Raw genomic sequence first — 12,665 nt, 5'->3', positions numbered from 1 at the left:
GTCAGTACTCGATTTTGCGCCTTGCACACCAAAGGGCGCCGGGCGCCATGCTGACAGTTACCTTGCCTTTTTCCATGTGACCGGACCGGAGGTCGAGACTCATGCAAAACGCCGACATTGCCCGCACCCTCAACCGCCTGGCCAACCTGCTGGATATCGAAGGCGCCAATGCCTTTCGCGTGCGTGCCTATCGCAGTGCAGCACAGACCATCGAATTCCACCCTCATGCCCTGCAGGACATGGTGGCCCGCGAGGAACCACTGACCGAGCTGCCCGGTATCGGTCGCGACCTGGCCGAAAAGATTACCGAGCTGATCAATACCGGCCACCTGCCGGTTCTTGAAGAGGCCGAAAAACGTCTGCCGCCCGGACTGTCACAACTGATGCGCGTCGGCCAGCTGGGCCCGGCACGCGTGCGCCAGCTTTTTGAAGCGCTGGGCATCGACAGTCTCGACGCGCTGAAAAAGGCTGCACGCAACGGGCGTATCAGAACGCTCGAAGGCTTTGGTGAAAAGACCGAAGCCGGGGTTTTGAAAGAGGCCGAACGCCTGGATGATACCCCGCCGCGCGTACGACTCGATGAGGCCCACCAGGCCGCCGCCGACCTGATTGCCTGGCTTGAGCGCGCCGGGGGCGCACAGCGACTCAGTGCAGCCGGCAGCCTGCGACGCGGCCGCGACACCGTCGGCGACCTCGACATTCTGGTCAGCAGCGAGGACGCCGCGGCGGTCATGACACATCTGGCCTCGTATCCGGAAATTGCCGAGACCGTCTCTCACGGCACAACAAAATCCACGCTCCTTTTGCATTCAGGGGTACAGGTGGACGTTCGTGTGGTCGACGACGAGAGCTTCGGCGCGGCCCTTTACTATTTCACCGGCTCGCAGGCCCACAACATTGCCACGCGTAAAATGGCGACCGAGCGCGGCCTCAAAATCAACGAATACGGTGTCTACAGGGGTGAAAAACGCCTGGCAGGACGCACCGAGGAAGAAGTGCTGGCGCAGATCGATCTGCCCTGGATCACGCCCGAACTGCGGGAAAACCGCGGCGAGATCGAAGCCGCCCGGGAAGGGACGCTGCCGGCGCTGGTCACGCTGGATGACATTCGCGGCGATCTGCACATGCACACCACCGCCTCCGACGGCAGGGCAAGCCTCGAGGAGATGGCGCACGCGGCCAGACAACGCGGCTATCGCTATATCGCCATTACCGATCACTCGAAACGCCTGGCAATGGCCAACGGCCTGGACGCCAAACGCCTGCGCGAGCAGATGAGCGAAATCGATGCGCTCAACGAGCGGCTGAAAAACTTCACCGTGTTAAAGGGCAACGAGGTCGATATTCTGGAAGACGGCGCACTGGACCTCCCTGACGATGTCCTCAAGGAGCTCGATGTCTGCGTGTTCTCGGTACACTCGAAGTTCAACCTGTCTCGAGAGCAGCAGACCACCCGCATCCTGCGCGCCATGGACAATCCGCACGTCAATATTCTGGCGCATCCGACCGGGCGCATCATCAATGGCCGCCAGGGGTATGACGTGGATATTGAGGCCGTACTGCACGGCGCCAGAGAACGCGGTGTCTTTCTTGAAATCAACGCCCAGCCCGCCCGGCTCGACCTTTCCGATCACTGGGTGCACATGGCGCGCGACATTGGCGTGGCCCTTGCCATCAATACCGATGCTCACGCCACCGATCAGCTGGGGCACATGACACTGGGCGTCACTCAGGCCCGCCGTGGATGGCTGGAGAAAAGCGATGTGCTCAACACCCGCACCGTGACCCAGCTCAAGAAAATGATGCGCCGCTAGCGACGCTTTTCAGACCGCACCGGCCATTAACAATACGCCGCCGGCCGCGATGGCCACGCCGCTGGTACGCTGCACCCATCGCCTGCCCCGACTTCCCGCTACGGCCAGTGCGATCAGCACACCAATACCATGCAGCGCCGCGGTCGCCAGCATGAACCCCATCAAATACGGCCCGACGTGGCCGCTGGCCTCGGTGGCATGGGCATGACCATGCAGCACGGCAAACACGCCGATACAGGCAAGAGAGGCCAGGGTCACGCCGGCGGATTGCCGCTGCCCGCCCGTGAGCGTCAAAAGCCCGAACACCACCACTGACAACAAAATACCCGGCTCCACCAGCGCCATGCTCACACCGGCCCAGCCCAGCAGCGCGCCACCGGCCATGGCTGTCATGAAGGTCAGGGGTGCGATCAGCACCCGCTGTGGCATGACAAATCCCGCCCAGAGCCCGACAGCGATCATGGCCAGCAGATGATCCGCTCCGGTCAGCGGATGCAGGAGTCCGGCGACCAGCCCCGAGCCATGCTCATGCCCGGGATGCGCCATCGCCGGCAGGGAAAGTGTCATCAGCGTGGTCGCCAGTAAAAGGGGCAAGGAGGAGCGCATACGATTATCCTTTCAAGTTGGAGCGATCACCGCACCTGTCGGGGGACAGATCACGAAGCGGTCATTATGTCGTAGTTGCCCATCGGTCCCGACCTGCTACGACGAAGGATTAAGTCACTGCCAAGGGCACTGGCTCTGCTCGACACGGCGCATCTGCTGGCGGATGTTTTCTGTTGTCTCACAGGAGGCTTTCCAACACTCACTCCACGCTGATACTGATCCGGCTTTCCTTGCCGCCGATCGAGGCACGCGAACGACTGCCGCCCTTGTGAACCTCGAGCCAAAGCGCCCCGTCGTCCAGCACGATCAGCTCTGCCATCAGCGCCACGCCCTGAAAATGACGCCGGGTCGGCAGACGCCCCTGCTCCGTGATCACCCGCCGCCCCCCATCTGCGCGCGTAATCTCCCAGCGCGCACTAAAGCGCGTATCGGGCGTGCCGGTCATTTCAACAACAATGTCGGATGCCATGGCTTCACTACCGGCAGCCGCGCAGGTCAGTGACGCTGCCAGCACCACAATACCCAGCACCTTCAGGCAGCACCCGGAAAGCCTTTCAGGCAGTCGCCTGCCAGTGCGTCGAAACATGGCGGTTTACCCCGCACACCACCGATGTGGCATCACGCCCTTATACAACAAAAGCCGCCCCGAAAGCCCCTCTCGGGGCCGTCGGGGCGGCTTTATTGTGGATCAGACCGACTGACTCGTCGGCCGGATCATCACCTAGTAGCGGTACTCGTGCGGCTTGAACGGGCCTTCCTGCGGCACGCCGAGATAGTCGGCCTGCGTCTGAGTCATTTTGGTGAGCGTGCCACCAAAGCCTTCGACCATATAGCGGGCCACTTCCTCATCAAGCTGCTTGGGCAGCACTTCCACCGTGACCTCCGGACGCTCGGCCACCGGGATATCGGCGAATTTGCGCTCATAGAGATGAATCTGTGCCAGCACCTGGTCGGCAAAGGAGCCGTCCATGACGCGCGACGGATGACCGGTCGCATTGCCCAGGTTCACCAGACGCCCTTCGGAGAGCAGCAGCAGATAGTCCGCGCTGGTCGGGTCAAAGTTGCCCGGCGTACTGTCGCGATAGATCTTGTGCACCTGCGGCTTGATCTCTTCCCACGCCCAGTTCTTGCGCATGTAGGCGGTGTCGATCTCGTTGTCGAAGTGGCCGATGTTGCAGACCACAGCGCCCTTTTTGATCGCGCCCAGCATGCCGGCGTCACAGACGTTGATGTTGCCGGTAGTGGTCACCAGCACATCGATCTTGCCCAGCATGTACGTATCAAGATTGCTGCCCGACTCGTCGTTGGCACCGTCGATATAGGGCGAGACAACCTCGTAGCCGTCCATGCAGGCCTGCATGGCACAGATCGGGTCGACTTCGCTGACCTTGACGATCATGCCTTCGTTACGAAGACCGGCGGCCGAGCCCTTGCCCACATCGCCGTAGCCGATCACCAGCGCCTGCTTGCCGGAGAGCAGATGATCCAGACCGCGCTTGATGGCGTCCGACAGCGAGTGGCGGCAGCCATACTTGTTGTCGTTTTTCGACTTGGTCACCGAGTCGTTGACGTTGATGGCCGGGACACGCAGCGTGCCCTTGCGCATCATCTCGACCAGACGGTGAACCCCGGTGGTGGTCTCTTCGCTGATGCCGTGGATGGCATCGAGAAGTTCAGGGTGCTCATCGTGGAGCATCAGGGTCAGATCACCGCCATCGTCGAGCACCATGTTCGGGCGCCAGCCTTCCGGCCCCTCGATGGTCTGCTGGATGCACCACCAGAATTCCTCTTCGGTTTCGCCCTTCCAGGCAAAGACCGGCGTACCGGCAGCCGCAATGGCAGCCGCGGCCTGGTCCTGGGTCGAGAAGATATTGCACGACGACCAGCGCACGCTGGCACCCAGCTCGATCAGCGTTTCGATCAGCACGGCGGTCTGAATCGTCATGTGGATGCAGCCGGCAATGCGGGCGCCCTTGAGCGGCTGCTGGTCGCGATACTTGGCGCGAATCTTCATCAGCGCCGGCATCTCGGTCTCGGCGATGCGGATTTCGCGGCGGCCCCAGTCGGCCAGACTGATATCGGCGACCTTATAGTCCTGATTGACGGCGTTTTCGGCAGTAGCCATGAAACACTCCTGGCAGATAGCGGGCGCCGTTGAATCCGGGGTATCCAGCCCGAGCCTCGCAAAAACCCTCTTTGCTGCAGCGCCCCTCGGGTGGACATGACGCCTCACGACAACGTGAGACGCAAAATACTGGTGCAAATTATAGCGGGCCGGCGCCTTCGATGGTCAATACCGCAGACAAAAGCCGCCAGCCCGATATCACCCTATCGGCATTTCGGCGTCAAACAAGAGACCGGCGTTCAATGATGCTTTGATTCCTCGGAAGGCTTGTCGACCCCCGGCACCACGTGCGCGACCAGCTTACCGATGGTCAGGCCCTGCACCAGAATCGAAAACAGCACGATGATGTAGGTGATCATCACGATCGGCTCGCGATACTCGCTTTCCGGCAGACCCAGCGCCAGCGCCACCGAAATGCCACCTCGCAGCCCGCCCCAGGTTAGCACCCGGATGGTACCGCGGCGATAATCGACCCATTGGCGCATCGCCATCATGGGCAGCCCGATGGTCACCAGCCGTACCGCCAGAATGATTACGATCAGGGGCCCGGCCACCAGCAGATAGCTGCCCTCAAACGGAATCAGCAAAAGCTCCAGCCCGATCAGGACAAACAGCACGGCGTTGAGAATCTCATCGATCAGTTCCCAGAAGCCGTCCACGTAGCGCCGGGTATTGTCCGACATGGCATGCTCGCGGCCGCGATTGCCGATAAACAGCCCCGCAATGACCATCGCGATCGGGCCCGACACCTCAAGCCAGGTAGCAAGTGCATAACCACCCAGCACCAGCGCCAGGCTGATCAGCACCTCGACCTGATACTGATCGATGCTTTTCATCATCTGATAGGCGATATAGCCCATCACAAGACCCAGCAGCAGACCGCCGCCGGCTTCTTCGGCAAACAGCATCAGCGAATGCGTCGCCGTGAGCTGTTCGCCGGCCGTGGCCGCCCCCGCCAGCAGGGTAAAGACCACCACCGCCACGCCGTCGTTGAATAACGACTCGCCCACGATCTTGATCTCCATGTCTTCCGGCGCGCCGGCACTTTGCATGATACCCAGCACCGCGATCGGGTCGGTCGGCGAAATCAGGGCACCAAACACCAGACAAAAGAGATAGGGCACCTCGATATGGAAGGTGGCAAACAGCCACCAGGCGGCGCTGCCGATCGCCAGCGTCGAGACGACCACGCCGATCGAGGCCAGAAAACCGATCGAATAGCGATAGCGCTTGAGCTTGTCGATATCCACGTGCAGGGCACCGGCAAACAGTAGAAACGACAGCATGCCGTCCATCAACAGTGCGTTGAAGTTGATGCTGCCCAGCCACTGCTCGGTCAGATCCGTTATATAGGTGAAACCCAGATGGTCCAGTCCGATCAGCGCCAGCGACATGACCAGCGCGATCACCATCACGCCGATGGTGGCCGGCAGGCGGACAAAGCGGTAGTTGAACCACGAAAACAGCGCGGTAATCGTGATAAAAAGTGCAGCAATATTCAGCATGGGAAACGGGCTCGATCGAAGGGTCGGTCTGTTCGGGATGCAACAAGTGCCCCTGAGGATAGCCAATCTTCAGGCACAAAAAAGCCCACGCAAGCGTGGGCCCTTCAATCGATGTCACGTGGTCATCCTGGTCCGGCGTGCTGAACCTACAGCCCGGCGGCGTCGCGAAGCGCCTCGGCCCGGTCGATCTTCTCCCAGGGAAAGGCGGTGAAGGTCTCGGTCTGTTCCTCGCCGTTGACGTCACGCCAGGTATAGGTGTGCTCGAACGGCTCGCGCCCGAAGTGCCCGTAGGAGGCGGTGAGCTGATACATCGGATGCAGCAGATCCAGCATGCGGGTAATCGCATAGGGGCGCAGGTCAAAATGCTCGCGCACCAGCTCGATGATCTTGGCATCGCTGATTTTGCCGGTGCCGAAGGTGTTCACGGCCACCGAGGTGGGCTGGGCCACACCGATCGCATACGAGATCTGGATTTCGCACTTGTCGGCAATCCCCGAGGCCACCAGGTTTTTCGCCACATAGCGCCCGGCGTAGGCCGCGCTGCGATCCACCTTGGACGGGTCCTTGCCGGAGAAGGCACCGCCGCCGTGGCGCGCCATGCCGCCATAGGTATCGACGATGATCTTGCGCCCGGTGAGACCGCAGTCGCCGACCGGCCCGCCGATCACGAACTTGCCGGTCGGGTTGATGTGAAAACGCGTCGACTCGGTAATCCACTCGGCCGGCAGCACATCGCGAATGATCAGCTCTTCGACGGCGTGACGCAGCTCTTCCTGCGAGATGCTCTCGTCATGCTGGGTGGACAGCACCACCGCATCGACCGCGACCGGCTTGCCATCCTCGCCGTAGCGAAAGGTCACCTGACTCTTGGCATCCGGGCGCAGCCAGGCAAGCGTGCCGTTACGACGCAGCTGTGACTGGCGCTCAACCAGACGATGCGAATAGTGGATCGGCGCCGGCATATAGGACGGCGTCTCGTTGGTGGCATAGCCAAACATCAACCCCTGATCGCCCGCGCCCTGATCTTCAGGCCTGGAGCGGTCCACGCCCTGGGCGATATCGATACTCTGCTTGCCGATCAGATTGAGCACGCCGCAGGTGGCGCCATCAAAACCGACCTCGGAGGAGGTGTAGCCGATATCCGAAATCACGCGGCGCACCAGCTCTTCAAGGTCCACCCAGGCGCTGGTGGTGATCTCACCGGCCACGATCGCCACGCCCGTCTTGACCAGCGTCTCGCACGCCACGCGCGCCTGCTTGTCCCGGGCAATCAGGGCATCAAGGACCGCATCGGAAATCTGATCGGCAATCTTGTCGGGATGACCTTCGGAGACGGATTCGGAGGTAAACAGGGAGTATTCGCTCATGAAAGCTCTGGGTCCTTTTGTCGCTCATTCCTGAGCACGGGGAGTTGGGAAATCAGGCCGTACCGCGTGCCACGCACGCCCTGTCATCAAATCGGTTACCGAGACTGCCGGTACAGGCAAAAAGTTTACACCCGGTAAAAGCAAAGTGCCTAACCAGCCGCCGTGCACTGTCTTCAAGACCATCACGTGCGGCGTTCATGGTCTCTGGCGCCTCGAACGGCGGATCGGACCATCGTTGATAACGCCCCGATCGCCGGGCGAGCCTACAATCACAGACTAGATTACAGGGGAGAGGGCTGTAATCCCTGTTTCCTGCACATTCCAACAAGGTGGGCACATGTCATCACAATCCCTTTTTGCCTATATCGGCTGTGGCGGCGCCGGCGACGTCTGCCTCGTACGCTATGCCAACAAAAGCCTCGAGCTGGTCGAGCGCGTCACACTGCCCGGTCTTGAAAAGGCCGGTGGCTCGATGCCGCTGTGTCTGAGCCCTGACCGGCGCCACCTCTACGCTGCCGGGCGAGGTACGCCCATGGGCATCTTCACCTTTGCCATCGACGGCGAGAGCCATCGATTGACACCGACCGCCTCCTTTCCCATCGATGAAAGCGTGGCGTATCTCGCCTGCACCACGCGAGACAACCGGCTCTTCTCGGCGTCCTATCACCATCATCTGGTTGCCGCCTATGACATCGCCTCTGATGGCAGCGTACAGGGCGAACAGGCGCGCCGGGCCACCGAACCCAACGCCCACTGCATTCTCCCCGACCCGGACGAGCGCAATCTGCTGTTCACAAGCCTGGGCGGCGACCGGCTCTACTGTGCCCGCCTTGACGCACAGCCGGTCTTTTCCGACACGGTTGAGGTCACCCTGCCCGACGGCACCGGCCCCAGGCATCTGATCTTCAACGCCGCCGGCACACAGCTTTATCTGCTGGGCGAGCTCGACGGCTCCATTACGCTTTTCGACTACGACAGCCACACGCAGCGCATGGAGGAGCGACAGCGGGTCGTGGTGGACAAGGGTAGCGCCGACACGTTCTGGGCCGCGGATATTCATCTCGACGCTGAAGGCCGTTTTCTGTACGCCTCCGAGCGCAGCAGCTCGCTGGTGACTTCCTTTGAGGTCGACGCCGACAGCGGCCAGCTCACCCGCATTGACGCCTTCGAGGTCGAGACGCAGCCCAGAGGATTCGCGCTGGATGCGACCGGAGAGATAATGCTGGTGGCCGGCCAGCAGTCCCATCACGTAGCGGCCTACCGCCTCAATGAAGGCAGGCTTGAACTCATTGACCGCGTTGAAGTAGCCGAGTCACCGGACTGGGTCGAAATGGCCTGACCCTCAACGAGCGCAGGCGCCAATGGCGCCTGCGCTCGTTACCTAGTGGGTTTCCTGAGTTTCGCGCTGCTCGGCGGCATCGCTTTGATCCACCTTCAGCCAGTGCAGCATCACGAAGGCGCAGGCGTAGAGCGCCACAAACGTCCAGACCACGCCGGTGTTACCCACCAGCGGCTGCATGACGGCCACCACGCCGGTGCCGAGAAAGATCGCCCCGCCGGCTGCCGTGGTGTACATCGCCATTGCAGCGCCCTTGTGGGCGGGCACCAGCGCCGGCATGATCGCGCCCATCGGTACAAAGCCGGCCAGCATGATGCCAAAGACGGTACCGGCGGCAAGCGTTGCGAAATAGCCCCAGTCGGAGCCTGCCGGCACCATATGAGGCACGTACCACCACAGCAAAAGCCCCAGCGCAGAGCCCACCACGCCAAACCAGCGCACCGTGCGCGTCCAGCCCCACCTGTCCCCCAGCGTGCCAAAGGCGGCGTTGAACAAAATGTTGCCGGCATAGACCACCGTGGTCATCAAAAGCCAGCGTGACTGGCCCCAGCCCATTTCATCGGTGATCACCGCCGGGAGCACCACGAACATGCCGAACTGCGGTGCGGTGTTGATCAGGCGTACCAGAAAGCCCATCGCCACCCGGGGTTCACGAAAGGTCAGTCGCAGGCCGCTGAGCATGACATCGAGGGCGGTCTCGCCCTGGGGCGCCAACCGCAGCCGCCCGGTGGGCTCGCGCACGCCAAACCAGGCGATCAGAAAGCCCAGCACGACCAGACTCATCGATGACCAGAGCGTGGCTGCCTCTCCCAGGCGCCCGCCGCCAAAGGCGGGAATGGCAATTACGGCAAACAGCGAGCCCAGCGTTGGCAGCCCCCCGGTGAACATGACGTAGAACCAGCCCACAGCGGCGCCATTACGGCTGCGCGGTGCCACGGCGTTAATCCAGACCAGAAAGGCAAAGGCAAACAGTGGAAAGCCGAAGCCGCGAAAGAAGTAGCTCAAAAAGACCAGCACCACCGAGTCGATGCTCAGCGACAGCAAAAATAAAATCTCGAATACGACCCAGATGCCAAAGCCCAGCAGCATGACGCGCCGCGGCCCGAAAAGATCCGCCAGCGCGCCGGACAGGTAGGACGCGATCAGCACCGCCAGGCTGTACATGGCGATAATCGTGGGCACCAGCGGTGCCCCCGCCTCGCCGAGCGCCTGGCTCATGTGAGGCGCAATAAAGTTGGACTCGACACCGTTGCCGGTCATGAAGATCAATACGCCGAGAAAGCCCCAGCGCAGGCTATGGGGTATTCCGATACGGTCGAGACGGCTCTCGCCCGCCTCACCCGCGACCGCTTTGGTAGACATGACACTCCCCGTGGGCTATATGCATTCGGATCAGAAGTGAGCGTGCACAAAAAAGCGCGGCATGGTAGCCGCGCTGTTTCGAATCTATGCCTAGGGGACCAGCACAATCTTGAGTGATTTCGCCCCGTTGGTCATGAGCTCAAAGCCTTCCTCGAATTTCTCCAGCGGCAGCTGGTGGGTCACCACGCCATCGGTGGGAAAGTCGCCGTTTCTGATGCCCTCGATCACCAGCGGATAGCAGTACGGCCCCAGATGCGAGCCGAGCACATCCAGCTCCTTGCGATCGGAGATAATGCTCCAGTCGACGCTGACCGGGTCCTTGAACACGCTGAACTCGACGAAACGGCCCAGCTTTCGAATCATCGACAAACCCTGCTCGACCGATTTGGGATGGCCGGTGGCCTCGATATAGACATCGCAGCCGTAACCGCCGGTCATCTCCTTGATGATCGACACCACGTCATCGTTTTTGGGATTGAGCACCATGTCGGCGCCGAACTGCTTTGCCAGCTCCAGACGATCGTCAAAAAGATCGAGCACAATCAGCTTTTCGGCGCCGGCCTTTTTGGCGGCCCCGACCATGCCAAGGCCCAGCGTGCCGGCACCGGAGAGCACCACCACATCGCCCAGCTCGATTTTGGCGCGCTGAACGGCGTGCAGCGAGCAGGCATAGGGCTCGATCAGGATGGCCTTTTCCAGCGGCAGCTCTTCGGGCACGTGATAGTTGATCGCCTCTTTCGTGAACTTCATGTACTCGGCCATGCCGCCGTTCACGTTGCTCTGAAAGCCATAGAGGTCGTGCTTTTCACACATCCAGTACTGACCGCGTCCGCAAAAGCGGCAGTCCCAGCAGGGCACGATCTGCTCGGAGATCACGCGATCACCGGGCTTGTAGTCGGTGACCGCATCACCGACCTTCACCACACGGCCGATAAATTCGTGCCCCGGAATCATCGGCGCCTTGATGTAGGCCGGCTGGTACTCGTCACCCCAGAAACTCGGCGCGCCGTCAAAGGACTTGATATCGCCGGCACAGATACCGCAGCCCTCGACCTTCACAAGAATTTCGCGGTCGTTGTCCAGCGTCGGGATCGGGACCTCTTCATAGCGATAGTCACCTGGGCCGTAGGCGACCACTGCGTGCATGGTTTTGGGAATCTCGTGCTGGGAAACGTTGTCCTGCGTCAGCGTGTCAGACATGATCACCTCGTGGCTGCTGCAAAAATCATTTGTTCCTGCCCTGGACAAATGAAATAACGCCACAGGCGGTGATCGGTCAATCAAATGACGCTTCAAACGGCTTATACTTTAGCGCAATAAATCTCTATCGCATTGATAAAAATAATCTTTTTATATTGCCTGCGACATGTGTACTTTTCCTTCTGTCGCCCTTCTCGATGCCACCTGGCGGCAGCTCAATGATCGAGCCGCGAACATCTGAACAGCCCGGTCAGCCGAATCGACGGCCCCCTTGTCCCGCCTGCAGCACAATTCCGCAAACAGAAAAGCCGCCATGAAAGGCGGCTTCAACACGGGCCCGAAACAGCTATTGGTGCTTACTGCTCCAGCACGAAGGGTGAGGTCACCTGATCGACGTTGTCCTGAGTAATCAGCATGCAGTCGAAGAGCTGCTTTTCGCTGTCCATGCCGGTCTCGCCGGTACGAATGAACTGGTCGGCCAGCTCCACGGCGCGCTTTGAAAAGATCGCCACCGGCTGCAGCACGGTATAGGCCATGTCCCCGGCCTTCACGGCCTCGACCGCATCCGGCGAGCCGTCAAAGCCACCGACGACCACCTCACTGAGCCTGCCGGATTCACGCAGAGCGGCAATGGCGCCCAGCGCCATCTCGTCGTTGCCGCTGATCACACCCTGAACGTCCGGGTTGGCCTGCAGCATGCTCTGCGTCTTGTTGTAGCCCTGAGTGCGGTCCCAGTTGCCCACGTCAGAGGCCACCAGCTCGAGGTCCGGATACTGGGTCAGCACGGTTTGATAGCCGTTGGAACGGGTCGCGGCGTTGTTGTCCGACGGCGCACCCTTGAGCTCGACATAGCGCGCGCTGTCACCCACGACCTCGATCCACTGCTGTGCGCCCAGTGCCGCGCCCTGGGCGTTGTTGGACACGAGCTGCGCCTTGGCCAGCCCCTGCTGGTTGATCTCGGCATTGACGACAAAGACCGGAATACCGGCGTTGACGGCCTTTTTCACCGCCCCCACCGAACCATCGGCGTTGGCCGGGTCCAGAATGATGGCTTTCGCCTGGTTGGTAATCGCAGTGTCGACCTGACGACTCTCGGCGTTGGTGTCGCCCTTGTGGGCGCTGACGTTGGCGCTATAGCCCATTTCTTCAGCGGTTTCGCGAGCGATGCGGCCCTCGGTAAACCAGTACGGGTTGGAGGTGTCATTGACGATGATCGAGATCAGGCCCTTTTGCTGCTCCTGCGCCATGGCGTTGCCGCCCAGCACCATGGCCCCGACGGCCAGGCCTGCGATCAAAAGACGTTTTCCCTTTTTTAACATGATGCTTCCCCTTGCCTTGACGATGGAT

Annotated in this window: 10 protein-coding genes and 1 riboswitch; of the genes, 2 read left to right on the top strand and 8 right to left on the bottom strand. The window is 61.0% G+C overall.

Going from position 1 to position 12,665, the window contains the following annotated elements; genetic code table 11:
* The first annotated feature begins 101 nt into the window (after positions 1-101).
* On the top strand, positions 102-1,814 hold the full coding sequence (polX, locus tag ACS92L_RS14730; RefSeq protein ID WP_438765850.1) for a DNA polymerase/3'-5' exonuclease PolX: 1,713 nt from the start codon (positions 102-104) through the stop codon (positions 1,812-1,814).
* Positions 1,815-1,823: 9 nt separating this feature from the next.
* Here polX and ACS92L_RS14725 read toward each other — a convergent pair whose 3' ends face one another.
* From ACS92L_RS14725 to metK, 5 genes are all read right to left on the bottom strand, one after another.
* Complete coding sequence (locus ACS92L_RS14725) at positions 1,824-2,420, bottom strand: HupE/UreJ family protein (RefSeq protein WP_438765849.1); 597 nt, start codon at positions 2,418-2,420, stop codon at positions 1,824-1,826.
* A 199-nt stretch (positions 2,421-2,619) separates the two neighbouring features.
* Positions 2,620-3,006, bottom strand: a complete 387-nt coding sequence (locus ACS92L_RS14720; RefSeq protein WP_438765847.1) for a hypothetical protein — start codon at positions 3,004-3,006, stop codon at positions 2,620-2,622.
* A 135-nt stretch (positions 3,007-3,141) separates the two neighbouring features.
* Complete coding sequence (gene ahcY / locus ACS92L_RS14715; RefSeq protein ID WP_438765846.1) at positions 3,142-4,545, bottom strand: adenosylhomocysteinase; 1,404 nt, start codon at positions 4,543-4,545, stop codon at positions 3,142-3,144.
* A 14-nt stretch (positions 4,546-4,559) separates the two neighbouring features.
* Positions 4,560-4,639, bottom strand: a riboswitch (S-adenosyl-L-homocysteine riboswitch).
* A 145-nt stretch (positions 4,640-4,784) separates the two neighbouring features.
* Positions 4,785-6,050, bottom strand: coding sequence for a cation:proton antiporter (locus ACS92L_RS14710; RefSeq protein WP_438765845.1), 1,266 nt, complete (start codon positions 6,048-6,050; stop codon positions 4,785-4,787).
* A gap of 146 nt (positions 6,051-6,196) precedes the next feature.
* Positions 6,197-7,417, bottom strand: a complete 1,221-nt coding sequence (gene metK, locus ACS92L_RS14705; protein WP_438765844.1) for a methionine adenosyltransferase — start codon at positions 7,415-7,417, stop codon at positions 6,197-6,199.
* Positions 7,418-7,754: 337 nt separating this feature from the next.
* On the opposite strand from metK, the gene ACS92L_RS14700 reads away from it, so the two are divergent.
* Positions 7,755-8,756, top strand: a complete 1,002-nt coding sequence (locus ACS92L_RS14700; RefSeq protein WP_438765842.1) for a lactonase family protein — start codon at positions 7,755-7,757, stop codon at positions 8,754-8,756.
* 42 nt (positions 8,757-8,798) lie between these two features.
* Here the strand turns inward: ACS92L_RS14700 and ACS92L_RS14695 are convergent, their stop codons facing one another.
* From ACS92L_RS14695 to ACS92L_RS14685, 3 genes are all read right to left on the bottom strand, one after another.
* Positions 8,799-10,118 (bottom strand): MFS transporter, encoded by a 1,320-nt coding sequence (locus ACS92L_RS14695; protein ID WP_438765840.1) that lies wholly within the window; start codon positions 10,116-10,118, stop codon positions 8,799-8,801.
* Between the two features lie 90 nt (positions 10,119-10,208).
* Positions 10,209-11,318 carry an MDR/zinc-dependent alcohol dehydrogenase-like family protein gene (locus tag ACS92L_RS14690; protein WP_438765838.1) on the bottom strand — a complete coding sequence of 370 codons (1,110 nt, stop codon included), beginning with the start codon at positions 11,316-11,318 and terminating at the stop codon, positions 10,209-10,211.
* A 356-nt stretch (positions 11,319-11,674) separates the two neighbouring features.
* Positions 11,675-12,637: a D-ribose ABC transporter substrate-binding protein gene (locus ACS92L_RS14685; protein WP_438765837.1), complete on the bottom strand. Its 963-nt coding sequence runs from the start codon at positions 12,635-12,637 to the stop codon at positions 11,675-11,677.
* Between the last annotated feature and the right edge of the window lie 28 nt (positions 12,638-12,665).

It is taken from the genome of Kushneria halocnemicola, assembly GCF_965650455.1.
Lineage (GTDB): Bacteria > Pseudomonadota > Gammaproteobacteria > Pseudomonadales > Halomonadaceae > Kushneria.
The sequence above is the reverse complement of the archived record's forward strand: the minus strand, read 5'-3'. Positions and strand labels throughout refer to the sequence as shown.

Bases quoted from the DNA above. Each gene is read 5' to 3' on its own strand.
- polX (WP_438765850.1), top strand. From the start codon at position 102: ATGCAAAACGCCGACATTGCCCGCACCCTCAACCGCCTGGCCAACCTG.
- ACS92L_RS14725 (WP_438765849.1), bottom strand. From the start codon at position 2,420: ATGCGCTCCTCCTTGCCCCTTTTACTGGCGACCACGCTGATGACACTT.
- ACS92L_RS14720 (WP_438765847.1), bottom strand. From the start codon at position 3,006: ATGTTTCGACGCACTGGCAGGCGACTGCCTGAAAGGCTTTCCGGGTGC.
- ahcY (WP_438765846.1), bottom strand. From the start codon at position 4,545: ATGGCTACTGCCGAAAACGCCGTCAATCAGGACTATAAGGTCGCCGAT.
- ACS92L_RS14710 (WP_438765845.1), bottom strand. From the start codon at position 6,050: ATGCTGAATATTGCTGCACTTTTTATCACGATTACCGCGCTGTTTTCG.
- metK (WP_438765844.1), bottom strand. From the start codon at position 7,417: ATGAGCGAATACTCCCTGTTTACCTCCGAATCCGTCTCCGAAGGTCAT.
- ACS92L_RS14700 (WP_438765842.1), top strand. From the start codon at position 7,755: ATGTCATCACAATCCCTTTTTGCCTATATCGGCTGTGGCGGCGCCGGC.
- ACS92L_RS14695 (WP_438765840.1), bottom strand. From the start codon at position 10,118: ATGTCTACCAAAGCGGTCGCGGGTGAGGCGGGCGAGAGCCGTCTCGAC.
- ACS92L_RS14690 (WP_438765838.1), bottom strand. From the start codon at position 11,318: ATGTCTGACACGCTGACGCAGGACAACGTTTCCCAGCACGAGATTCCC.
- ACS92L_RS14685 (WP_438765837.1), bottom strand. From the start codon at position 12,637: ATGTTAAAAAAGGGAAAACGTCTTTTGATCGCAGGCCTGGCCGTCGGG.